The sequence below is a fragment of the Martinezella lusitana genome (genome assembly GCF_900094565.1).
In the GTDB taxonomy this organism is placed as follows: domain Bacteria; phylum Pseudomonadota; class Alphaproteobacteria; order Rhizobiales; family Rhizobiaceae; genus Rhizobium; species Rhizobium lusitanum.
On record NZ_FMAF01000012.1, the window covers coordinates 96213 to 120656 of the forward strand.

Consider the following 24444-nt stretch of genomic DNA (forward strand, 5'->3'; position numbering starts at 1 on the left):
CGTCATCCTACCCGTGAGCTCGCTGCACCCGCCTTGCCGGCGCTACCGAGCACCTGCTTGCGGCCGCCGACGAGATAGGCCATCTGAAACAGCGTGCCGTTCGGCAAGGTCTCGTGCATGCCGGGGCCGTAAAGCACTTCCGGCGTCAGGATCTTGCCGATCTCGGCGCGTGAAGCGACCGTGCCGAGCAGATAGGCGCCTCGCGCCATATAGGCCCGGGTCTCGCCGTCGGTGACGGAATAGTTGAACTGGGCAACGAACACGGAATGATGGTTGGTGTCCATCTCCCGGATGATGTTGGCTTCGTTGTTGCGCAGCCATCGCTGCAACCAGTGCGTCAGCGACATTTCATTGGCTTTTTCGGAAAACATCCGAAAGAGAGATGCAGCGGCACCCATGGCCTGGTTCCGGGCGGCGAATTCGCGCGGACCACTGGGATAGGAGAAGTAATCATAGGAAGGACCGCGGCCTGCACGCCTCATTGGCGGAAGGTCGGTCTGCCTCACCGGCTCCATTTGCAGCGCCGGTGATGAAACGGAAAAATCTACCATGGCGACCTCGATGAAAAACGTTGTCAAAAACGTGCAAATCGCAGCCGCAGCGGCGATTTAGCATCGAACACGGTTCCGGCGCGTCTAATCGCAACGCGCCGGAAAACGGTGCTATCGTTAGGCAGCCTTGGTCGTTGCCAGGTCGTAGGAAGCGATCATCGGCGACTGCGGCGACTGCGAGTCGTCGTAAGGCGTGTACTTCACTTCCATCTTGGTGAAGTTGAGCTTGATCGTTTCGACCGGGCGATCGCCATTGGAATCGACCGAATAGCTGGCGATCAGCGTATTGGTGAGCGTGTATTCGATATAGGTATCGCCCGGGTTGCCGGTCGTTACCAGATGGATCACGGCCTGCTTGCCGGTGCGGCCCGAGCATGCTTCCTGGAACAGTTTGGTCGACGAGGAATCGCTGACCTTGGTCAGGATCACTTCCGAAACGGTGGGCTCGGAAGCTTCACGGTTCGCTGCCGAACCGGCCGACGTTTTCATGTTGCGTGAAACGTTCCAGTGGATGACTTCGATATCCATCCACTTCTTGTGCTGTTCGTGGGTGGCATCGCCCTGAATTCCGTCGATTTGCAGATAAATCGGCATGCTCTCAGCTCTCCTGTTGGGATTGAATTCGCCTTGTCGCTGCAAGGCGGGTTACCTTTCCGTCTAATGCCGCATCCGGACATGGTTCTCGTCCGGGGCTGCCTCATTCGCCGTGCCGCCTGTTTTGCGGCCAGCGAATTCATTGTCGTCCACCGGATTTTCCTCGATGAGGAACCGGTGATCGCCAAAACTGATGGTGATGCCGGCGACCTTGCATCCCGCCGCAACGGCATCGAGAAAGAAGGTCGACAATTCGGGCAGAAGATCGCGTCCGATCATGGTCTCGATGGCGCGGGCGCCCATTTCGCTCGCCTTGGCGCGGGCGACCAACGCCTCTCGGGCCTCTGCCGACAGTGAAACCGATGTGCCGTACGATGCCGCGACGCGATCGCGAATGCGACCGATCTGGATGTCGACGATGCCGCTCAGCGTCGCGCCATTCAGCGGCAGGAAGGGCAGAACCGTTGTACGGCCGACGAAAGCGGGCTTGAAATGTTTCTGCAGTTCTGGAAGCAGCAGGGCTTCCAACGCTTCGCCCTCGGGCATCGTCTCCGGATCGGAGGCAAACGCCGCCAGCAATTCCGAGCCGGTATTGGCAGTCATGACGATGGTGGTGTTCTTGAAATCGATATCGCGGCCTTCGCCGTCGCGGAGCGTTCCCTTGTCGAACACCTGGTAGAACACTTCCTGGACGCCGGGATGGGCCTTGTCGATCTCGTCCAGAAGCAAGACGCCATAGGGGCGGCGGCGCACGGCTTCGGTAAGCACCCCGCCCTCGCCATAGCCGACATAGCCGGGCGGCGATCCGAGCAGCAGCGAAACCTTATGCTCTTCCTTGAACTCCGACATGTTGATGGTCGTCAGATATTGGCTGCCGCCATAAAGAAGATCGGCCAGCGATAGCGCCGTTTCGGTCTTGCCGGTTCCCGACATGCCGACAAACAGGAAGACGGCGGGCGGGCGGCGCGGATCGGAAAGTCCGGCACGGGCGGAGCGCATGGCGGCCGAAATCCGCTCGATCGCGGCATCCTGGCCGAGGACGCGCTCCTTGAGCCTGGCATCCAGCGTCTTGACCGTCTCGACCTGATCCGACAGAAGCTTCCCGACCGGAATACCGGTCCAGCGCGCGACGATGCCGGCGATGACTTCCTTGTCGACAACCCGGGGAACCAGGGGCATCTCTCCGGCAAAGTCGGCGAGATTGCGTTCCGCCTGCGCCAGCGCCGCACGAATGGTTTCCGGGGACGAGCCATGGGGCGGGAAAAGCGCGACATTGTCGCCACGCACGGGCGTCTCGTCTTCGGTCGGCTGCGCGCCGGCATCTTTTAGCAAGGCTTCAATTCGGTCAGCCTCCTTCGATAGCCGGATCTCCTCGTCAAGCTTGGTCTGCAGCCGCTCGATCTCGGCGATTACTTCACGTTTCTCGTTCTCGATGACGGCCAGGCGGGCGTTGAGCTCGGGCGCGGGCGACTCAGCAGAAAGCGCATCGACCTCGGCTTCCAGCATCTCCTGCTCGTAGCGCAGGCCTTTCAATGCCTCGGGGACAGTTTGTCGAGCCAGGGATACGGCAGCAGCAGCCGTATCGATGAGGCTGATCGCCTTATCCGGCAGCTGTCGCGCAGGGATGTAGCGCGCCGAAAGGCGAACGGCGGCGGCCAGCGCCTCGTCGCGAATGCGAACCTTGTGATGAGCCTTGAAGCTGTCGACGACGCCTCGCAGCATGCGGATAGCCGTCTCCTCATCGGGCTCGAGCACCTGAACAACCTGGAAACGTCGCGTCAGCGCCGCATCCTTCTCGATGTGGCGCTTGTATTCGCTCCAGGTCGTTGCCGCGATCGTTCTCAGCTCCCCGCGCGCCAGTGCCGGCTTCAGGATGTTGGCGGCGTCGCCCTGCCCGGCCTGACCGCCGGCGCCGATCAAGCCATGGGCCTCGTCGATGAACAGAATGATCGGCTCCGCTGAAGCCCGCACCGCGGCAACGACACCGTGCAGGCGGCGTTCGAACTCCCCCTTCACGCCCGCTCCAGCCTGCAGCAGGCTGAGATCCAGCAGCAAAATTCGAACCGACTTCAGCATGTCCGGCACGCTGCCGGCGGCAATCTCAAGTGCCAGCGCCTCGGCGACCGCCGTCTTGCCGACGCCGGCCTCGCCGACCAGGATCGGATTGTTCTGTCTGCGTCGCATCAGGATGTCGATCACCTGACGGAGTTCGCGGTCGCGTCCGATGACGGGATCTATGCGGCCAAGCTTGGCATCGGCCGTCATGTCACGGGTGTAAAGGCGCAGAAATTCGTTCTCGCCGGCACTAGGAATCGGCTCGGAATGTGGCGTCGATGAAGCTGCACCAGCGGTCGACGATACAGCACTCAACCGCTTTTCGAGCGCGTTGCGGTCGAGATTTCGCAGCGAAGGCGCCATGCCGCGGGCCATGATTCGCAGCGATTGATCGTCGGTCAGCGCGGTGAGGAGGTCGGCCAGGGCGATGCTGTGCCGGCCACATTGAAGCGAGGCAACAAGCCAAGCTTCTCGCATCAGCGCAAGCAGCTGTTGGGATAGCACCAGTGCTGTCCCGCCGTCCCGCGGCAGCTCCGCGATGGCGGTATCAAGCTCGGCTCGCAGAGCGTGTGAAGATACGTTAAGCCCTTCAAAAAACGAGCAAACTTTAGATACGTCGAGCAGCGCACGTATCCAATGTGCGACATCCACGTTGGCGTGCCGATCGCGCGCAGCGAGAGACGCTGCAGCCTCAAGACCCACACGCAATTCGGGCTCAAGCGTTCTGATCAGACGATTGAGATCGATGTTGAACACGTGGAAATTTCCTCCTTAGGTTTCTAAACTAAGTGCATCCTCCATGCCGCGAGAACAACTAGGGCGGTTATCCAATTGTGTCCAGCCCGCAAACATTAATTTTTGCGAAGCCCTCCGATTTGGCATCGTCACAAATCCGTTACAGAATATACACAGTTGACAACGAAATATATCGACATAACTATCTTGCGCTTAGGCGATGTAGTTGGAAATGTGGAGTTAAGCCCCTGCTCAATGTTCGTGACATAGAGACTCAATTTGACAAAGATGCGCCATGTGGAGAAAACATACGCATCAATACTTCTACTCGTGAAATATACTATAGAATAAAAGACGCAAGGAACCAGGCTCGAGCTACTGAACGAGGTATATCACCTGGTGAGAATATTAGCCTTTCACCTGCTTGGTCAGACGTCAGCAATCTTGGATTGCAGATTGTTTCTTCAAAAAGTAAGGACCTCGAAGTATTAGCGTGGCTGGCGGAAGCAGAACTACGTCTTCGCGGTTTCGAGGGATTGAAGGATGTCTACCAGGCGATAGCGTCGCTTTTAGACAAGCATTGGGAGAAATTTCATTCGGTCGGCGAGGACGACATAGAAGAGCGTCTTGCGCCCTTGGCGGGGCTGAATGGGGTCGGCGGCGAAGGCACGATCATCCAGGCGATCAGGCTGACAGCGCTCGTGCCCGGCGTGAAATTCGGCCAGTTTTCGCTCTGGGATTTCCAGCTTTCGCAACGACCCAACGAGACCAGGCGACGCGAGGAACTGAACCAGGCGGTAATAGAAGCCGGCACGTCGGCGATGAGTGCCCATCTCGAACATGTCAACGGCTGCATCGCTGCCTTCGAGCGGCTCGTCTCCATCGTGAACGAGCGCTGCGGGGCGAAGGCGCCACCAAGCTCCAACACGCACAATGTCCTGCTTGAGGCCGCATCAGCGCTTCGCACGCTTGCCGGCATCGAAGCCCAGCCAGTCGAAGCCGCGGTCGTGCCGCAAGCGCCGGAAGGGACGAACGAACCGGCTCAGCCGCGTGCCCGGCCCTTGAGCGCCGAATCGATTGGCTCGCGCGAGGAGGCATTCGAGCTGTTGCTCGCCGTTGCGCGCTTCTTCCGTCGCACCGAGCCGCATTCGCCGATCTCGATGGCGATCGAGACGATGGTGCGGCGTGGGCGTATGGATTTCTCGGAACTATTGGCCGAATTGCTGCCGGAGCAGCAGGCTCGAAACGCCGTGCTGACGGCCGCCGGAATTCAGCCGAAATCCAACAAGAGCGGGTGACCGGTACAACCTGCCACACAACTTTTTGCAACCCGCCCTTTCCAAAATCGAGTTGCGCCACATGTGAAAAGCGAATTTTGCCGCTTGGGATTGAAGGAGAAGCTTATGGCGAGTGTTCATGAAAAACTAGAGCGAGTGCGCAAGCCGAGGGTCCACATCAAGTACGAAGTGGAGACCGAAGGCGCCATGGTCGTGAAGGAACTGCCCTTTGTCGTCGGCGTGCTCGGCGATTTCTCAGGCAATCCGACCCAGCCTCTGAAGCCGTTCGGCGAGCGCAAGTTCGTCCAGATAGACCGGGACAATTTCGACGACGTGATGCGCCGCATGACCCCCGGTCTGAACATCACGGTCGAAAACACGCTCGAAGGCAACGGCTCGGATATTGCCGTCTCGCTGAAGTTCGAGAGCATGACGGATTTCGAACCCGGTTCCGTCGTCAATCAGGTCCCCGCGCTAAAGGCCCTACTCGACGCCCGCAACCAGCTTCGCGACCTGATGAGCAAGGCGGACCGTTCGGAAGAGCTGGAGCGGCTGCTCGAAGAGGTCCTGCAAAACAAGGCGGATCTTTCGAAGCTGATGTCCGAACTTGGCGCCCACGAAAAGCCGGCAGCAAGCTGATAGCAATCGGCGGTCCGCGGAGCGGATCGGCCAATCCTGTTTCAAGCAGCCGATAGCGGCGGGCGCACAAGCTTCACCGATATCGCCGCATTTTCCGTAAGGATCGAAAAATGAGCGCTGAAAGCCAGTTGAAGACCAAAGAGGCCGAGTTTGCGCCCGAGGAGGATCTGCTGACGCAGATCGTTTCAGCAACCCGGCAAACCGAACCCGATCGCGCCCAGGACCTCCTGAGGACGCTGACCGACCAGGCCTTGAAGGGCACCGTCACCTACGACCGCAACCTGACGGTCACTCTCAACAACGCCATTGCCGAACTCGATCGCAAGATCTCCCGGCAGCTCGCGGCCATCATGCAATCGCCTGAGTTCGCCAAGCTGGAGGGCAGCTGGCGCGGGCTGCACTATCTGGTCAAGAATAGCGAAACCAGCGTCAATCTGAAGATCCGCGTGCTCAACGCATCGAAACGCGACGTCTCGAAGGATCTGGCAAAGGCCGTGGAATTCGATCAGTCGCGGCTCTTCAAGTCGATCTACGAAGACGAATTCGGCACACCGGGCGGCGAGCCCATGGGTGCGATCATCGGCGACTACGAATTCGACAATTCCTTCGACGACGTGCAGACGCTGCAGGCCATCTCATCGATCGCCGCAGCCGCTTTTGCCCCTTTCATTTCAGCGGCAAGCCCCCGCATGTTCGGCTTCGACGACTATCGTGAGCTTGCCCGTCCGCGCGATCTCGAAAAGATCTTCGAGACGGTGGAATATGCGAAGTGGCGCAGCCTGCGCGACAGCGAGGATTCGCGCTTCGTCACGCTTGCGCTTCCCCGTGTCCTTGCCCGCATGCCCTACGGGCCGAAGACCAACCCGATCGACGAATTCGGCTTCGACGAGACAGAGCATTCCACGACCGGCGAACTCGAGCACAATTCCTATTGCTGGATGAACGCGTCCTACGTGATGGGCACGCGGCTGACGGACGCTTTTGCCCAGAGCGGCTGGTGCACGGCCATCCGCGGCGCCGAAAACGGCGGCAAGGTCGAGAACCTGCCCATGCATATCTTCTCGAGCGACGACGGCGACCTCGATCTCAAGTGCCCGACCGAAGTCGGCATCACCGACCGTCGTGACGCGGAGCTCGGCAAGCTCGGCTTCCTGCCGCTCTGCCACTACAAAAACACCGACTATGCCGTATTCTTCGGTGCGCAGACCACGCATAAGCCGAAGCTCTACGACAAGCCGGAAGCGACAGCCAACGCGGCGGTTTCCGCTCGCCTGCCCTACATGATGGCGACGTCGCGTTTCGCGCATTATCTCAAGGTGATGGGCCGCGACAAGATCGGTTCCTTCATGGAAGCCGAGGACTGCGAAAACTGGCTCAATCGCTGGATCTCCAACTACGTCAACGCCAACGACGACGCAGGTGAGGAATCGCGCGCCAAGTATCCATTGCGCGATGCGAAGGTGACGGTCCAGGAGGTTCCGGGCAAGCCCGGCTCCTACAACGCCGTTGCCTGGATGCGACCCTGGCTTCAGATGGAGGAATTGACCACCTCGCTGCGAATGGTCGCCCGTATTCCGAGCAAGAACTAGGGGGAGACCGCGCGGCGGTCATCCCGCCGCGCGCCTTCAGTCAACCAAGATGATCGCGACGACGATGGAATCGAGAGCCGCCTGGCCCCGTCAGGTGCATCGCGTGATCGCCATGATCGACGATGCCCTTAACCGGCAGGTCAACGCTATCCTGCACCATCCCGAGTTCCAGGCGATGGAAGCACGGTGGCGCGGGCTTGCCATGCTGGTGCACCACACCGGGCAATCGGATGACGTGAAAATCAAGCTCCTAAGCGTCAGCTGGGCACAGCTGTCGCGCCATCTCGAGCGCACGACCGATTTCGATCAGAGCCATCTCTTCGAGCTGGTTTACAGCCGCGAATTCGGCATGCCCGGCGGCGAGCCCTTCGGCCTGTTGATCGGCGACTACGAACTGTCGCCCCAGGATCCAAGCGGCGGCGATACGATCGGCGCTCTGACCCAGATCGGCATGGCCGCCGCCGCCGCCTTTTGCCCATTCGTCGCGGCTGCTTCGCCGCAGGCGATCGGCCTGCAGCACTTCAACGAATTGAACCGGGTCCAGGATTTCTCCTGGCTCGCCTATGATCCCACCCGCATTCGCTGGAACGGGCTTCGCGCGCGGGAAGACTCGCGTTTTCTGGGACTTGTCGCGCCGCGAATCCTGATGCGCTCGCCCTACGAAGCGTTCGCACGCGAACGCGACGATCAATTTCCGTTCCGCGAAAACATTGCCGCCGACGGCAGCACCCTGCTGTGGGGCAATGGCGCCTTTGCCTTTGCAATGATCGTCATTCGCAACTTCATCGAATCCGGATGGTTCGCCGATATTCGCGGTGTGACCCAGGATGCGGTCGATGGCGGCTTGCTGAGCCCGCAGGAGCTGGCGCCCTATGATCTCGGGACCGAAAGTCACGGGCTTTCGCAACAGGCGCCGGTCGAAATACGCCTGACCAATACCCAGGAGCAGCAACTCTGCGAGCTCGGCCTCGTGCCGGTCGCAACCACCTATCTTTCCTCCTCGGTGATCTTCAATTCCAATCAGTCGCTGCATGCGCCGCCGCATTATTCGAGTGAGCAGGCGCGGCAGAACGCCCGCATCGCCGCCATGCTGCAATATGTGCTCTGCGCCTCCCGCTTCTCGCATTATCTCAAGGTCATCATGCGCGACGAGATCGGCCGGCTTGCCGACACAGTCTCGATCGAGCGCAAGCTCAATGACTGGCTCTCCAGCTACACCCTCGGCAACGACGATGCCGACGTGCCGTTGCGCATCCGCTTCCCATTGCGCTCGGCCGGCATCACGGTCGACGAGATTCCCGGCAAGCCGGGCATGTTTGCCTGCACGGTGCGGCTGCAGCCGCATTTCCAGCTCGACGACGTGTCGACAAGTTTCCATCTCATCGCGGAGGTAGCGAATTCGACCCAGGCGCCCTCCCGCCCCGCAAACGCGCCGCAAAGGATGTCCGCATGACTCTCTCCGCCAAGATCGCCGAAGCACTCCGCGAAAATGCACTCGAGAATGCGATCGAGCAGGCGAAGGCGCATTTGAAGGTGGCGCCGGGCGATAAGGACGCCAGACATCTCTTCATCGACCTGCTGATCCTTGCCGGCGACTATGCGCGCGCGGATGCTCAGTGCAATCTCGCCGCCACCTTCGCTCCGGAAGACACGATGGGCTTTGCCTTGCTGCGCAATCAGCTGCGGGCGATGGCAGCGCGGTCTGCCTGGTTCGATGAGGCAGCTACCCCGGATTTCCCGAATGGCCCGACCGGGCTCGACCAGGCGGCACTGAAGGTGGCGGTTGCACATCGCGACGGCTCTCCGGAAACGGCAGCAGCACTTCAATCCTTCGAGGAGCTCAGGGGCGAACGGCCGATGAGCTGGAACGGCCAGCCGGTTTCGGATTTCCGCGATCTCGACGACCGAATTCCGCATGCGCTCGAAGCGATCATGACCGGCGGAGCCTATCTCTGGATCGATTTTTCCAGGATCGCCGCCGTTCGCCTCGAACCCATATCGCGCCCACGCGATCTCGCCTTCCGTGTGGCAGAACTGGAGCTTGCCGATGGCGCCATCGCGACAGTTCTCCTGCCCGCAATCTATCACGGAACGACAGGGGCAAAGCTGCTGCTCGGCCGCGAAACAGAATGGATCGAGGAGCCCACGGGCATCACCACCGGCCGCGGCCAGAAGTGCTTTCTGGCCGGCGACGACCTCGTCTCCTTCCATGACCTCGAGATGCTGGAAGCCGTGTCCCGCAACGCCGACGAAACGAGGCGCGCCGCCCATGGTTGACCCTCTCGAACGCTACAGGCCCCGGGAAAGGATCGTCGCCAGATCGATCATCGATCGGCTGATCGACGAGAACCCGGATCGATTGCAGGACGCGCCGCTGACGGCGGCCGAGCAATTGCGCGAGCTGCGCGAATGCATCCGCCGCGATCTGGAAGCGCTGCTCAACACCCGACGCTGCCCGACCGCACCGCCTTCGATCTATGAGGAACTCGGCGATGCGCTGGTATCCTTCGGCGTCGATGGCATGGTGTCGGCAAACCTCGTCACGGATGAAGCCAAGAGCCGTCTTGCCCGCCTGATCGAGCGGCGGATCGCCCTTTTCGAGACGCGCCTTTCCGACGTGCGCGTGAGCATCCTGAAGAGCCGCGGCAACGGCGAACGCGCCTTGCGCATGCGCATCCAGGCGACATTCCGGGTGCATGAGGGCATGCCGCCGATCAGCTTTGAATCGACGATCGATCCGTCGACGCAGCGTTTCCTTGTGGAGGCCGGCAATGGCTGACGGCTTCCTGCAGCGATACAATGACGAACTCGCCGCCATCCGCCGCCGTGCTGCGCGTTTCGCAGACGCCTTTCCGAAAATCGCCGGCCGTCTGCGCCTGACGGGCGAAGTCGCCGATGATCCCCATGTCGAGCGGCTGATCCAGAGTTTTGCCTATTCGGCCGCTCGCGTGCGTCAGAAACTCGACGACGAGTTTCCGGAACTGACCGACGGCCTGCTCGAAACGCTCTACCCGCATTATCTGGCGCCACTACCCTCGATGAGCATCGTGCGCTTTGCGCCGAGCAACACGCTTGCCTCGGTTCAGACTGTTCCGCGTCACACGGAAATCTTCGCCGAGCCGATCGGCGGCGAGAGCTGCCGCTTTCGCACCACCCAGGATACCGAGGTTGCGCCGATCGAGATCGTCTCAGCTTCGCTGGCGGGCCATCCGATCAGCGCGCCGCCCTCGCCGCATGCCGGTGCTGCCGGTTGCCTGCGTTTGTCGATCCGCGCGCGCGACACCAACAAGCCGTTGAGCGAAATCGGCCTTGATCGGCTCCGGCTGCACATCGGCTCGTCCTGGCAGCAGGCGGTCGCCATCCACGAGCTTCTCGTCAACCACACCCTCGGCATCGCACTTGCGCATCATGCGGATGATCGGGCCCCCGTGATGCTGCCGGCCTGGGCGCTGCGGCCGGTCGGATTCGAACCGGACGAAGCCATACTGCCCTATCCCGCCTCAAGCTTTGCCGGCTACCGGTTGCTGACCGAATTTTTCGCGCTGCCGCAGAAGTTCCTCTTCATCGACATTGTCGGCCTGAAAGCCTGGCAAGGAGAAACGCTGGAGATCTTCATTTATCTCGACGAAACCAGCGCAAAGCTGGAGCGGACGATCTCGGCACGCGATTTCGTTCTCAACGCGACGCCGGTGGTCAATCTGTTCCTCCAGACCTGCGAGCCGATCGCGCTTGACGGCACGCGCACCGAATACCGTGTCCTGCCGGACGCCAGACGGCAGAAGACGCGCGAGATCTATGCGATCGACAGAGTGCTCGTGTCCGGACGCGCCGGCGAGGAGGAGCATTGCCAGCCCTTCTTCGGCCGCAGCCTGAAGGGTGGAGCCTCGTCGCTGTTCTGGCAATGCGCTCGCCGTTTCGATGCCGATGACGGCACCTCGGACATGGAAATTGCCTTCGTGGATCGCGCACACCGCCCCAGTGGGCCTGTAGACAAGATCGCCAGCATTGACGCGCTCTGCCTCAATCGCGAACTGCCGGAACAACTGCCGTTCGGCGGCGGCCATCCCTATCTGCAGCTTGCCTCCGGTAGCGAAGCGGTGGGCGCCGTCGAGGCCCTGATGGCCCCCACCCCTTCCGTGCGGATGAACGAGCAGCAAGGCCGCAACTGGCGGCTCATGTCGCATCTGCAGCTCAACCATCTCTCCATTTTCGACAATGACGGGGCCGCGCTGAAGGACATCTTTTCGCTCTATGCTTTCCGCGACAGCCGCGAGACCAGACAGCTTGCCGATGCCCTGGTGCGGATCGAAGCGAAGAGCTCGATGACCCGTCTAGGCAGTGGCGGCATGGTTCCCGGCACCGATATCCGGCTGGAATTCGATCCCGCGGCGATCGACCGGCCTTCGGCCTATCTCTTTGGCAGCGTTCTCGACCGGTTTTTCGGTCTTTACACCTCGATCAATAGTTTCACCCGTCTCTCCATCTCATTGAAGGGACAATCAAAACCGATTGCCGTCTGGCCGGCACGCGCCGCCGAGCGGCCCCTGCTCTGACGAAAGGATGGGTTGAAGACAATGGAGCAATTCCGGCCGAGTGACAGCGACATGCTCGCATCGCTGCTCGAACGCGACCCCGGTCGTTTCGAGCCGACGACGGCATTCCGCGTTGCCCAACATTCGGCTGGCGATCATCTGTCGGTGTCCTCGCCAGTCGGCGTTTCGCCGGCCCCGCTCGCTGTCAACGATTTCAAGCGGAAAAGCAATGGTGCGTCGCTGAGTGCCAGCATGGGCGGCTTGCTCGGCCCGCTCGGGGCAATGCCGCCGAGCTACAATGAACTTGTGATGCGCGAGGAGCGCAATCGCGCCCGCGGGCTTGCGAGCTTCTTCGATCTTTTCACCAGCCGTCTGACCGAGCTTTTCGTCGATGCCAGCGAGAAGTATCGCCTTGCCCGCAGGCTGCGATGGAATCCGGACAGAAACGGAAACTCCTTCGTCACGACGCTTTTTTCGCTTGCGGGCTTCGGCACGGCTCGACTGAAGGAGCAGGTTCGGCCCGACGACGAGCTCATCCTCAGATTTTCAGGTTTCTTTGCGGCCCGGACCCGTAATGCGGTCAATCTGCAGGCCATGCTGCATGAGTTCAGTGGGCTGCCCGTGGCAATCGAGCTGTTCAAAGGGCGTTGGCTTTCCATCCCCATCGAGGAGCGCAGCCGCATGGGCCAGCCCCACGGTGTGCAGCTGGGGGTAAACGCGACGGCGGGAGCGGCGATCCATGACTTCAGCGGTAGTTTTCGCGTCGTCATCGGACCCGTCGACTACAAGGACTACTGCTCCCTTTCCCCTGATAGCCGTAACATCGACGCGCTCTTTGCATTGACACGCCTTTATGTCGGCCCAGCGCTTGATTTCGATATTCAGGTCGTCCTCAAAAAGGAGCACATCCCTTTCTGCCGGCTGGGCGAAGACGGTGATCCGCCCAGACTCGGCTGGAACAGTTGGGCACGCGTCGGCAGCGCGGATCGTGACAGCGGCGACGCTATCATCACCGAGCCGCGCTCGAAACACGCGCAACCCACCGAAGGAGGCGCCCATGCGACTTGAGTTGCGTCAGATCGCTGGTGAGGGTGCAAGCAAGGGCTGGTTCTTCGAGCGCGGCAAACGCACGCTCGGCCGGTCACCGGACAGTGACTGGCAGGTCTCGGACCCGCGGCGGTTGGTTTCGAAGATCCATTGCATGATCGAGCGCGATCGTGGCGGTTTCCTGCTGCGTGACCAGAGCGCCAACGGCACCCAGGTCGACGGCGTCACGATCCTGGAAGGTGAAACTGCAAGGCTGACGGACAAGTCGAAGATCGCTTTCGGCGACATCGCCTTCAATGTCGTCATCACCGGCGAAGCCGATCGCGATATCGACGATCCCGCCGCTGATCTGCGGCTGAGCGACGAGACGATGACCATTTCCTCGATCCTCGCCGACATCGCGCCCGGCGGCGGCACAGCGAACGGCATACTCGGCCAGCGCGGCGGAGAAGACTGGATCGCCGCAATTCCACAATCGACGCGAAAGGACAAGCAGTCGAGCCGCAACGTCGATGTCGGCTGGAGCGGTCCGCCCGATATCGACGGCATCAAGCCGATCTTGCCTGACGATTGGAACGCGGACTTCGATCTAGGCAGCCAGTTGGAGCATAGCGCGGCGATGCATGTCTCCGTGGCGGTCGCGTGCAGCTCCGGTCGCGATGCCGCGGATACGACGAAAGCGATCGTTCCGGCAAACGATACCCGGGGAGCGGAAGACCCAAGTTATGGGGTGCAAGACGAAGCCCTGCTGCTGTCGGACGATCAGCTCCAGCAGTTTGAGGCTCTTGTCGATATGTTGGAGCAGACGCTCACCGATGAGGCGTCGATCCTTGGCATCGAAGATGACCGTGTTCATTCGCCCACTTCGCTCTTCAGTCGCGAGCGAGCCGAGCAGCTGACAGATCGGCTTCGAGCGCTCATCGCGAGGCAGTCCGCCCTCAACGCCGGCCTGGAAAATCTCATTCGCGAGGCGAGCCGCATGTTCGAGCCCCGTATGATCGAAGCCCATGTCGATGCCACCACCCGCAAGGTTCTGTGGCATGGCAGCCGGGACTATTGGAAGACCTATCGCGCCCAGTTCGAACGGGACGGCAGGAGCATTTCCGTCCGCGATCTGTTTACGGAGGCAGTACGCGCCTCAGCGGATAGCCGCGACGAACAGGAAATCAGCACCATTGCAGAGAGGACGGGTAACACCCGATGAAGAACGAAAATCGAGTGGCGTGGAGCGAGGGCATGTTCCTTCGCGTACAGCATTTCCAGCAGGCCGATCGTTGGACGGAGCGGCTGGTCCGCACCACCGCGCGCGGATTGGCGCCCTATCCCTGGGGCGTTGCGGAAATCGGCGTCGACCGCAGCGCGCTTGCCATCGGCCAGTTCGCGCTGTCGAACCTGCGCGGCATCCTACCCGATGGAACGCCGTTCGAAGCGCCCATCGACGCGGACTTGCCGCCTCCGCTCGATCTGGACGATTCCACGAAGAATGCCATCGTTTATCTCGCCCTGCCGGCGCGCCAGCCCGGCAAGGCGGACGTCGCATTGAACGGCAGCGCGATGCGCAACAGCGTGCGCGTCACTGCCTCGCTATACGAGGCGCCGGATTCCAATATCGAAACCGACTTCATGGCGCCGATCGATGTCGGCCGCCTGAGCCTGCGCTACCTGAAGACCGGTGACGAGCTTGCCGGCTACGAACTGATCGGCCTTGCCCGCGTAATCGAGGTGCGCTCGGACAGGGCGGTCATTCTTGATCCCGATTATATCGCGCCCTGCCTCAACTGCGCGGCCGAAGCGCGGCTGAACGAGTTGATCACCGAATTGCTCGGCATCGTGCGTCACCGCGCCGAAGCGATCGCCGAGCGCATCGGCGATCCGACGGTGCGCGGCACCGCCGAGGTGGGCGATTATTTCCTGCTGCACATCCTCAATCGCGCCGATCCGATGTTGCGCCACATTGCGGCGAATGCATCGAGGATGCATCCGATGGCCTTCTACGAGCAATGCATCGAGCTTGCCGGCGAGCTCGCCACATTCACGACCGACAGCAAGCGGGCGAGCGAGTTCCCGCCTTACCGGCACGATGATTTGAAGGCGACATTTGCCGCTGTTTTCAATGACCTGCGCGCTTCTCTTTCCTCGGTGCTGGAACAGGCTGCGGTCGCAATCGAGCTCATCGAGCGGCGGCATGACGTGCGCGTCGGCACCATCAACGACCGCTCGCTTCTCAAGGATGCGGGCTTCGTGCTTGCCGTGCGCGCCGAGATGTCGGCGGAGGACGTGCGGCGCAAGCTGCCGGCACAGATCAAGATCGGCCCTGTCGAGCGGATCGCCGAACTCGTCAATGTAGCACTGCCCGGCATTCCCGTCCGTCCGCTGCCGGTTCTGCCGCGGCAGCTGCCCTACCGGTCCGGAACGATCTATTTCGAACTCGATACGAAGAATCCGCTTTGGAAACAGCTTGATACCTCCGGCGCGATCGCCCTGCATCTTGCCGGCGACTTCCCTGGCCTGGAGATGGAACTGTGGGCTCTCAGAGAATGAACACACCACGATCGACACCATGGCACGAGTTGCCAACCATCATCGAGCTGACGGAAAGCGGCGCCAAGAAGAACGACGCCGCCCGCAAGATGGCCGATATCCTGGATGACGAACTCGATCAGCAGGCGGCTGTGGCGCCCGGCGGCTGGTCCGTCGATACCTTGATCCGCAACTTCCGTTTTGGGGGCGAGGACGTTCCGACCATTGTGCGCTCGGCCGCTCCCCTGCTGAACCTTGCCCATAATCTCCGCAACACCGACGAACAGCCTGATATCGCCGAGTTGCGGCGTGTGACGATCGAGGCCGTCGGGCGCTATGAGCGCGATCTCGCCAGCGCCCGTATCAGTCCGGAGCGGGCGCGGGCAGCCCATTATGTAGTCTGCGCAACCATCGACGACGTTGTGCTGAGCAAGCGCTGGGGCGTGCGCGTCGGCTGGGCGCGCTCGGGTCTCGTCTCCACCTTCCACATGGACGTCACCGGCGGCGACCGGGTGTTCGATCTCCTCGACCACTTCCAGCAAAGCCCGGGCACCAACAAGGACTTGTTGCTCCTTATATATCTCTGCCTGTCGCTCGCCTTCGAAGGCCGCACGCGCGTTTCGCCGCGCGGTTCTCTGGAACTCGGACGCATCCGCGATAGCCTCTATAAGACTTTGCTCGGACAATATGGCGTCTTCGAGCGCGAGTTGTCGCCGCACTGGCGCGGCGTTTCCGCCCGACACAAGCCGTTGCGCACCGTAGTCGCGCTGTGGACGGTTCTTTCCGTTCTCGCCCTGTTGTTTGCGCTCGGCTACATGTTCTTCACGCTCTCGCTCAATAGGGCTTCGGACGCGACCTTCGAGCGTCTGGCAAACTTGCCGCCGCACGATACGCCGAGCGTTCTGATCGACACGCCGAAACCCAAGGAGACGGTAGTCGAAGTTCCGCCGCCAAAGAAGCAGCCCGAAACGGCCCCGCCGGCGGTCAAGCAGGCTCCGAGCCCGCTCGACAATCTTCTGGCTTTCCTACAGCCGGAAGTCGACCGCAAGCTCGTCACCCTTTCCAACTCCAACGGGCGGCTGCTGGTCCGCATCAACAATTCCGGCCTGTTCGATACCGGCAGCGCCGAAGTCAGCAACCGGTTCCGCGACCTTCTCCAGCGCATCGGCGGTGCGCTTGCCTCGGAGAAGTTCCGCGCCGTCGTCGTCGGCTATACCGACAATGTTCCGATCCGCACGACCCAATTTCCGTCGAACTGGCATCTCTCCGAAGCCCGTGCCCGCGCCGTTGGCGATATCCTGGCTGCCTATACCGGCAAGGATGCGATCCTGACGGAGGGACGAGCCGACAGCGATCCGCTGGCCGGCAACGACACGCCGGAGGGCCGCGAAATAAATCGGCGCACGGAAATCCTGGTGCTGACCGATCCGACGCAACGGCTTGGTGACGCCGCCCTCAATCCGCAGTCGACGACCGGGCCCGTGAGCGGCAACGCGTCCTCCACGCCAGCAGCAACGACGGGGGCTGCCCGATGAACCCACTCGGCATATTTTACACGCTTCGCTCCTACGTCTCGGTCTATGCCGGCCTTCTTGGCCAGCGTTTCATATCGCTCATCTGGGTCGCAGCCATCTGCGTCCTCATCTGGTTCTACGGCTATACGATCGGCTACGGCACCTTCAAACCGTTCGCCACCGTCAGTGCCCGCCTGATCGCAATCGGCGCGGTCATTGCGGTTTGGCTCGCCTATCTGCTGCTCTCGAAGCTGCGCGCCCGCAAGCGCGACAAGGCACTCGTGGATGGTATCAGCGACGATGCAGCGAGCCAGCAGGCCGAAGTCGGAGAGATCCATAGCCGCCTCAAGGAAGCTTTGCTGCTGCTGCGTCGTATCAGCAAGAAGCGCTTCGGCTACATCTACGAGCTTCCCTGGTACGTCATCTTCGGCGCTCCCGGCTCCGGAAAGACCACGGCGCTCAGCAATTCGGGATTGAAGTTCCCCCTTGGTGATGCCCTTGGAAGCAATTCCGTGCAGGGCGTCGGCGGTACACGCAACTGCAATTGGTGGTTCGCCGATGAGGCGATCCTCATCGATACGGCCGGCCGATATACGACCCAGGACGATCTGAACGGCGCATCGAAGGCAGGATGGGAGGGCTTTCTCGGTCTCTTGAGAAAATACCGCCGGTCGCAGCCGATCAACGGCGCCCTCGTCACGCTCTCGATCGGCGACCTGCTCGGCCGCGATCATGAGGCGCAGCTCGACGAAATGCGTTCCATCCGCAAGCGACTGTCGGAACTTGACGAATATCTGCAGGCGCGGGTGCCTGTCTATGTCATTCTGACCAAGGCGGATCTGTTGACCGGCTTCGTCGAATTTTTCGATGGTCTTGCCAAGACCGACCGCGAACAGGTCTGGGGCACGACCTTCAGTCTCGACGAGAGCTACAAGGGCGAAAAGCTGCCCGAACGCTTCATGGAGGAATTTGCGCTGCTGCAGCAGCGGGTCGACGCGATGCTGATCGAACGACTGCAGCAGGAGCCGAATATCGAGGTTCGCGGCCGGATATTCCGTTTCCCCGCTGAGCTCGCCGCCTTGGGCGAGCGGTTGCAGGAAGTGCTGAGCGAGCTTTGCTCCTCGTCGAGCCTTATCGAAGCGCCGCTGATGCGCGGCGTCTATTTCGCATCCGGTACGCAAGGCCGGGAGGCGGCGATGGCGGAAGCGCCCCGCATGCGCCGCAGCTATTTCCTGTCGCGCCTCTTCAAGGACGTCATCTTCGGCGAGGCGTCGTTGGTCGCGCGTGACAGGCGCTTGTCTGGCCGTCAAACGATGATCCGGCGCATCGCTTATGGCGCGGCAGCGCTGGCGCTCGCAATCGTCTTCACCGGCTGGACCGCAACCTATTTCCAGAACTCGCGCGCCATTGCCGCCGCCGAGCGGCGCATCGACAATTACGAGAAGCTGGCGAACGGCATTCCGGTGCGCGATGTCAACGACGCGGATTTCCTGCGGGTCCTGCCGGCTCTGGACAATCTGCGCGCCGTGACCGGCGGCTTTGACGAGGCGAGGATCTGGCCGACGAGTTTCGGTCTTGACCAGGAAAGCAAGATCGCCAGCCGCCAACGCGGCGCCTATCAGCGGGCGCTGAATTCCCTCTTGCTGCCGCGCATGCTGGTGGAGCTTCAAACGGAGCTCAAGCAGTCTCCCGACGTCCAGAAGACCTTCGACAGCTTGAAACTCTACGGGATGCTCGGTGGGCTGGGCCCTGTCGACAAGGATTTCGTCTCGCAACAGGCGGAAGACATGTTTGCCGCCCTCTATCCAGGCGAAGGACGCGCCGCCGCCCGGAAGGCTCTGGTCACGCATGTCGAGGCCTTGGCCGCCGGCAGCCTGCCGGCGATCGAACTCGACAACACGCTGATTGCCAAGGCACGCGACACCATCCGGCCACAGAGCCTTGCCTCGCGCGCCTATGACATTCTCACCCACTCCCGTCCGGCACGCCAGCTCGATCCATGGATTCCCGGGGACGCTTTGGGACCGCTCGGCGCACAAGTCTTCCAGCGAAAGTCAAAAGCGGCGCTGCGCGATGGCATGCCGGGAATTTTCACCGGCAATGGCTATCGCACCGTCGTGCTGCCGAAAGTCGAAACAGCGGCGTCAGAAGCGCTTAAAGAACAATGGGTGCGCGGCGACAACAGCAACCCCACCGGAATGACCGCGGATACAATCGCGCAGGCGGCATTGCAGCTTTATTTCGATACATTCCAGCAGCGATGGTCGACGCTTCTTGCCGATCTGCAGGTGCGGCCGGCAAACAGTCTCGCCGACGCAACCGAAACGGCGAGGATCCTCGCGGCCAATCCCAGTCCTGTCGAGATGGTGCTGAAATCTATCGCGACAGCAACGGATCTGCGCCCAACGGCAGAACCCGAGGTCGCTTCGCTCGACGATGTTCCGGATGCCGCCCTCGCCTCGGTCGCAACCAGCGTCGCCAATACGCCTGATCCCTATGGCCCGCTACGTGCGGCCCTCGAAGTGAACAGCAACAATAGGCAGGCCGCCTCATCGGACGAAAGAAAGGCAGGGAGCAGCGACAAGCCTCGCTCCCAGATCCAGAATCTTCAACCCATTTTGCAGAATATCTATAGCCAGCTGTCGCGTGCCGCCACATCGACTGCGGAGGTCTCGCGCGTCTTCGACGCCGGCGGCCAGCTTGCCAACGCCAATCAGGACCTGCTTCAGCAGGCGCGCGGCCTGCCGGCGCCGGCGGACGCGTGGATGGTCGCGATCGCCGCCGATATCGGATCGCTTGCGGTCAAGACGGCGCGCGCACGGATCAACGATCTTTGGGCCACCGAAGGTGCGGATCTCTGCGCCCGCATCGTCACCGGCCGCTATCCTTTCGACCGGACATCCGTACAGGATATCGCCATGGCGGATTTCGTTCGTCTCTTCGGACCGCAGGGCCTCTTCCAGACCTTCTTCAAGAACCGGCTGGACGCCTTCGTGGATACCAGCGCACAGCCCTGGGGCTGGCGAGGCACTTTCGGCGGCGACAGCATCCCTAGCCAGGCGATCGCGCAATTCGAAAATGCCAGCAAGATCGAACGCGCCTTCTTCCCTGCCGGCAGCGAAAAGCCCGCGATCTCCATCAACGTGAAGCCGGTATCGCTGTCGGATTCGGCCAATGCCGTCATGATGGAGATCGAGGGCGAGCGCGTCGTCTATTTCCATGGGCCGATACAATCGAAATCCATCGGCTGGCCGGCTGCGGGCGCGGACAATCAATCCCGGATCGCATTTCTGCCCGGCGGCTGGCAGGAGGCCACGACGCAAGGCGGCGACTGGTCGCCCTTCCGCCTCTTTGACGCCGCGAAAGTCACGATCGAAGGGCCGGATCTTTTCCGGGCCCGCTTCGAAGACAGCGGCCGAACAGCTGAATTCGATGTGCAGTTCGGTTCCGTCCTCAACCCGTTCCGGCTGCAGGCATTGTCCGATTTCAGCTGCCCGGCGCAATTTTGACGGTCCGGTCGATGAACGAACATCTCGCCCGCACCCAATCGTCGACCCAGGCCGACGCGATCGGCTTCTTCGGCAAATTGCCGACGCATGGCGATTTCGTCTCTTCCGCGCTTGGCTTGCGCTTGCAAGGAGAGCTCGACCAATGGATCCGCGGTGGTCTGATCGCGCTCGAGGCTGCGTTGGCAACAGAATGGCGACGGCTGTTTCATGCGACAGTGGCCTGGCGCTTCGTCGTCGGTAGCGGTATTTGGGCACCCGGGGTTGTTGCCGGCGTGCTTCTGCCGAGCCGCGACCGTGTGGGGCGGAGCTTTCCGCTTGTTATCGCAGCGCAATTGCAGAGATTTTCCGGACAACTCCGCGATCTCTGCGAAGACGACAGCTGGTTCACCGCCGCCGAAGCGCTGGCGGAAACCTCCGCAAAGTCGGACTTCCAGATGCAGCGCTTTGTCGAAGGGATAAAGCGGCTGCGCCTGCCGCTTGCCGATAACCGCTCAACCACGCATCAATCCGCCACAGCGAGTGATGCGCCCCTGCCTGCTTCGCTCTGGTGGCGCATCAATCCCGGGACGCGTCACGGCAAGGGATTTCGCACTATGGCGGCGCCGACGGTTGAGGATTTTGTCAAACTCGTCACAGCGGAAAATCTCAAGACGTCGCAGCCTTCGGAACTGGCGGCACGCCCGGTCGTGGCTGTTGCGATCGAGGCGGTAGAATCCGTAGCGACACCCCAATCCGAATGGACGATGGAAAGCAGCCACGCCAGCCATCCGGGAACGCGGCTGTCGCTTAATGCCGACGCCCTCCTCGTTTGCGACAAGCCGCGCATTTTCGCGATTGCCGACGGTGTCGGCGACGGCATCGGTGCCATCGAGGCGGCACGCACCGCGACCCAGATACTCGCCGGCATTCCCGAGCGCGAGGCGTTGCAGACGTTGGTCCAGGATGTGAGAAGCAAGCTCAGCCACGCGCACGCCATCCTGCGCGCGAAGGGGACGAACGGAGAGCGGGAGGCACCCGTTGCCAGCATTGTCGTCGCGGCATTGTTCGACGGCAGATTTGCAGCCATATGGGCAGGAGACACGCGCTGCTATTTGCTGCGTGACGGCATGATGCGGCTCCTCACCCGCGATCACCTCGACATCGGGATGCGGCGCATGCTCGGTCGAGGTCTGGGCTTGAAGGAACAGTTCGCCTCGGACATCGTCATGGACGATCTTCAACGCGGTGATCGGCTGCTGCTTGCCAGCGGCCCGCTTTCACGCACGCTCACGGATCGGGTCATCGCCGAGATATTGATCGACGCTCCTGTGGACCACGCTGCCGATGCCCTGATTCAGGAGGCGCTCATCGCCAACTGCCGCGAGAATGTCAGCGCCATCGTCGTCGGCGCGACATGACGCGGGAACCTGATTCCAAGCATATGAGAGAAATCGCGGTGAGCTTTGCCGGGTTGCTGCGTCTCCTGACCCATGATGGCGAAGTCGAGCGACCGGCAGACATTCGCGATCGTCTGGTCGATCGCCTGCGCGATGCGCTCGACCGGCGCATGCCATCCATGCCCGACGGCGAAGCGACCTTCGTTGCAGGCACATTTCTGGTTGAGGCGATCATCCATTCTCATGAGCGAACGGAGATCACCCGTCTGCGTCACCGTGATCTCGGCACATCGCACGCGCTGAAGACCATCAGCGCCGATCGAGCCAATGAGACTGTAACCAGAGCTATGCTGCTGCGGGAGGCGCGTATCGGCATGACGCTCCACCATCCCAATCTCGTCGCGGCTCAACTCGCCATACGATTGGTCGACGGACGACCCGCGATCATCATGGAATGGGCGGGGCCGTCATTGTCGCAACGATTGGCGGCGGGATCGATTTCTTCGGCTGACATCAGGCAATCAATGAAGTCGCTGCTTCTCGGGCTGGATGCGATACATGCGGCCGGCTATGTCCATGGCGATATCTCTCCCGCCAATCTGCTCTTATGCGACGATGATTTCGAGCGATTGAAGATTGCCGATTTCGGCACCGCCCTGGAACGCGGCACGCGCTACGGCGATCCCGATATCGCCAAGGTGGCGACGCCGGGTTTCACCGCGCCGGAACTCTTTCGAGGCGAAGCCGCCGATCCTCGTGCCGATCTTTATTCGGCCGGCTGTGTCATGAGTATGCTTCTTGAACATTGCAGCGACACGGAAGATGCCGTGATCGAGCTGAAGAGCACCGCCAGAAATCTGATGGATCACTCTCCGCCCAAGAGGCCGCCAAGTGCCATGGCGGCTCTTCAACTCATAACTGAAAACTAACCCGGAACCCGTCAGTTAGCGGACGAGCTTCCCGGTTGCGGGGCAGCGGCTGTCGGCACGCTCTTCTGATAGACGGTCAGCAGCTTGGCGGCGTCGACCAGCCCGGCATTGCTGGCGTAAAGCGTATCGCCGTCCTGCATCTTGAACTGTTGCATCAGGACGAAATTCGAAACGTCCTTCAGATTGACGCCGTAAATGACAGGCTTGATCGAAACGACCGTCGGCACGCTGGCGCCCTTTGCCAGCGGGGCCGCGGCCTGCGTGTAGATCTTCTGATTGCGGAAGAGGTAGAAGTTCCGCGAGTCGGCGCGGTCATCGAGCAATCCGCCGGCGCGGGCGAGCGCCTGGGCCAGCGTCGTCTTGCCCGGTTCCAGCGGAAACTCGCCGACACTCTTGAAGGCGCCCAGCGCCGTGAAGCTCTGCGATGTGCCGTCGACGAAGATTTGATCGCCGGGCAGCAGGCGGACATTCTGCTTGTCGTCCTGCAGAACCCGATCCAGCGGCGCGGTCGCGCGCTGTGAACCGCGTGTAAGCGTGACGTTCGTGTCGCTCGGCGCAGAAGAAGCCCCGCCCGCAAGGGCGAGAACGTCAAGCACGCGTTCCTTGCGCGCCGTCAACGGGAAGCGTCCGGCAGTGCGAACCTTGCCATCGACGGTGACGGCGCTGGAGGGCTTGTCGACCACCGTCACCACGGCCTGCGGATTGACGGATGAGCCCTTGAGTGCGGTCACGATCTGCGATTGCAGGCCTTCGGGTGTCGAGTCGCTCACCCGCTGCTTGCCGACATAGGGCATGGTGACGAAACCACGCGAATCTACGGTGAAGCGACCGAGATTGAGCGACTTGCTCTGGGTGGTGGACAGCAATCCATCCTCGCCGGTATCAAGCACGGTCACGTCGATAACGTCACCGGGACGAAGGCGAGCGTCTGAAAAGCCGCCCGAGCGAAGCCGTGCAAGCCCTTGATCGGAAGGCGCATAAGACGGGGCAACGACCTGTCCGCCCATCGGGGCGTTGGCCAGCGGAACGACCGGAATCCTCTCGTTCGTATGCGGCATCGTCGCATTGCGTATGTTGCCGGCGCTTGGTCCATCGGACGGCCTTGCACAGGCGCTGAGGACAACCAAAGGTAAAATCGCCGCCAATTTCCGCATTCCCGAACCTCCTTCGGATGTTATAGGCACGGCAGAAATATCAACCATAAGGCGGGAGGCAATATGCGAGCCTAATAAATAATGAATTATGACAGTCTGGTTGTTTACCAATGTGTCCAATTCGCAACCGATCACCATTTTTGCCCTCCGAGCGCACTCTTCATGGCAGCTGCCGGATCAGGTTTTGAGCTTGAAACGCTTGCAAAAAACGAATCGGTCAGCGCCAGCATGGGCGTTACCCGTCACCGAGCGCGCGAACTGATATTGCACCTGTGCGGATCTCCCCTAGGAGGTCGTTTCATTCAGCGAACGCCATTTTCATATCGGCAAATGACAATCCGACATGCGGATTTCGCTATCTATACGCGCTGCGTTTGATATACATATTCGCGGTCAGATGGCATTTTTGTTCACGCAACGACC

18 protein-coding genes are annotated in these 24444 nt (G+C 61.3%); 14 read left to right on the forward strand and 4 right to left on the reverse strand.

Annotation, left to right across the window (positions count from 1 at the left end; all coding sequences use genetic code 11):
- Positions 1-2: 2 nt before the first annotated feature.
- The 3 genes from GA0061101_RS22450 to tssH all read right to left on the reverse strand — a co-directional run bounded on the left by GA0061101_RS22450 (position 3) and on the right by tssH (position 3956).
- Entirely contained in the window at positions 3-551 is a 549-nt protein-coding gene (locus GA0061101_RS22450) for a hypothetical protein (protein ID WP_092574930.1), read from the reverse strand.
- 117 nt (positions 552-668) lie between these two features.
- A complete protein-coding gene (locus GA0061101_RS22455; RefSeq protein WP_034511314.1) occupies positions 669-1145 on the reverse strand; it encodes an Hcp family type VI secretion system effector in 477 nt (158 codons plus the stop codon).
- Between the two features lie 63 nt (positions 1146-1208).
- Entirely contained in the window at positions 1209-3956 is a 2748-nt protein-coding gene (gene tssH / locus GA0061101_RS22460) for a type VI secretion system ATPase TssH (protein ID WP_092574932.1), read from the reverse strand.
- 287 nt (positions 3957-4243) lie between these two features.
- On the opposite strand from tssH, the gene tssA reads away from it, so the two are divergent.
- The 14 genes from tssA to GA0061101_RS22530 all read left to right on the forward strand — a co-directional run bounded on the left by tssA (position 4244) and on the right by GA0061101_RS22530 (position 22867).
- Positions 4244-5233 carry a type VI secretion system protein TssA gene (tssA, locus tag GA0061101_RS22465; RefSeq protein WP_425350009.1) on the forward strand — a complete coding sequence of 330 codons (990 nt, stop codon included), beginning with the start codon at positions 4244-4246 and terminating at the stop codon, positions 5231-5233.
- Between the two features lie 105 nt (positions 5234-5338).
- A complete protein-coding gene (gene tssB, locus GA0061101_RS22470; RefSeq protein ID WP_034511320.1) occupies positions 5339-5851 on the forward strand; it encodes a type VI secretion system contractile sheath small subunit in 513 nt (170 codons plus the stop codon).
- A gap of 110 nt (positions 5852-5961) precedes the next feature.
- Complete coding sequence (gene tssC, locus GA0061101_RS22475; RefSeq protein WP_037199572.1) at positions 5962-7440, forward strand: type VI secretion system contractile sheath large subunit; 1479 nt, start codon at positions 5962-5964, stop codon at positions 7438-7440.
- 64 nt (positions 7441-7504) lie between these two features.
- Positions 7505-8893: a type VI secretion system contractile sheath large subunit gene (gene tssC / locus GA0061101_RS22480; RefSeq protein ID WP_092575021.1), complete on the forward strand. Its 1389-nt coding sequence runs from the start codon at positions 7505-7507 to the stop codon at positions 8891-8893.
- On the forward strand, positions 8890-9717 hold the full coding sequence (locus GA0061101_RS22485) for a type VI secretion system accessory protein TagJ (protein ID WP_092574934.1): 828 nt from the start codon (positions 8890-8892) through the stop codon (positions 9715-9717). Before tssC (GA0061101_RS22480) ends, GA0061101_RS22485 begins: the two co-directional genes overlap by 4 nt.
- Positions 9710-10219 carry a type VI secretion system baseplate subunit TssE gene (gene tssE, locus GA0061101_RS22490; protein WP_037199574.1) on the forward strand — a complete coding sequence of 170 codons (510 nt, stop codon included), beginning with the start codon at positions 9710-9712 and terminating at the stop codon, positions 10217-10219. The genes GA0061101_RS22485 and tssE overlap by 8 nt, the downstream gene beginning before the upstream one ends.
- Positions 10212-11993, forward strand: a complete 1782-nt coding sequence (gene tssF, locus GA0061101_RS22495; protein ID WP_037199575.1) for a type VI secretion system baseplate subunit TssF — start codon at positions 10212-10214, stop codon at positions 11991-11993. Before tssE ends, tssF begins: the two co-directional genes overlap by 8 nt.
- A 21-nt stretch (positions 11994-12014) precedes the next feature.
- Positions 12015-13040, forward strand: coding sequence for a type VI secretion system baseplate subunit TssG (tssG, locus tag GA0061101_RS22500; protein ID WP_092574936.1), 1026 nt, complete (start codon positions 12015-12017; stop codon positions 13038-13040).
- On the forward strand, positions 13030-14223 hold the full coding sequence (locus GA0061101_RS22505; RefSeq protein ID WP_092574939.1) for an FHA domain-containing protein: 1194 nt from the start codon (positions 13030-13032) through the stop codon (positions 14221-14223). Before tssG ends, GA0061101_RS22505 begins: the two co-directional genes overlap by 11 nt.
- Positions 14220-15560 carry a type VI secretion system baseplate subunit TssK gene (gene tssK, locus GA0061101_RS22510; RefSeq protein ID WP_092574941.1) on the forward strand — a complete coding sequence of 447 codons (1341 nt, stop codon included), beginning with the start codon at positions 14220-14222 and terminating at the stop codon, positions 15558-15560. Before GA0061101_RS22505 ends, tssK begins: the two co-directional genes overlap by 4 nt.
- On the forward strand, positions 15557-17074 hold the full coding sequence (gene tssL, locus GA0061101_RS22515; RefSeq protein ID WP_092574943.1) for a type VI secretion system protein TssL, long form: 1518 nt from the start codon (positions 15557-15559) through the stop codon (positions 17072-17074). The genes tssK and tssL overlap by 4 nt, the downstream gene beginning before the upstream one ends.
- Positions 17071-20562, forward strand: coding sequence for a type VI secretion system membrane subunit TssM (gene tssM, locus GA0061101_RS22520; protein WP_092574945.1), 3492 nt, complete (start codon positions 17071-17073; stop codon positions 20560-20562). The genes tssL and tssM overlap by 4 nt, the downstream gene beginning before the upstream one ends.
- Before the next feature lie 11 nt (positions 20563-20573).
- Positions 20574-21959, forward strand: a complete 1386-nt coding sequence (gene tagF, locus GA0061101_RS22525; protein ID WP_092575022.1) for a type VI secretion system-associated protein TagF — start codon at positions 20574-20576, stop codon at positions 21957-21959.
- A gap of 23 nt (positions 21960-21982) precedes the next feature.
- On the forward strand, positions 21983-22867 hold the full coding sequence (locus GA0061101_RS22530) for a serine/threonine-protein kinase (RefSeq protein ID WP_162693771.1): 885 nt from the start codon (positions 21983-21985) through the stop codon (positions 22865-22867).
- An 11-nt stretch (positions 22868-22878) separates the two neighbouring features.
- Here the strand turns inward: GA0061101_RS22530 and GA0061101_RS22535 are convergent, their stop codons facing one another.
- Positions 22879-24021 (reverse strand): polysaccharide biosynthesis/export family protein, encoded by a 1143-nt coding sequence (locus GA0061101_RS22535; protein ID WP_047561879.1) that lies wholly within the window; start codon positions 24019-24021, stop codon positions 22879-22881.
- Positions 24022-24444 lie beyond the last annotated feature (423 nt).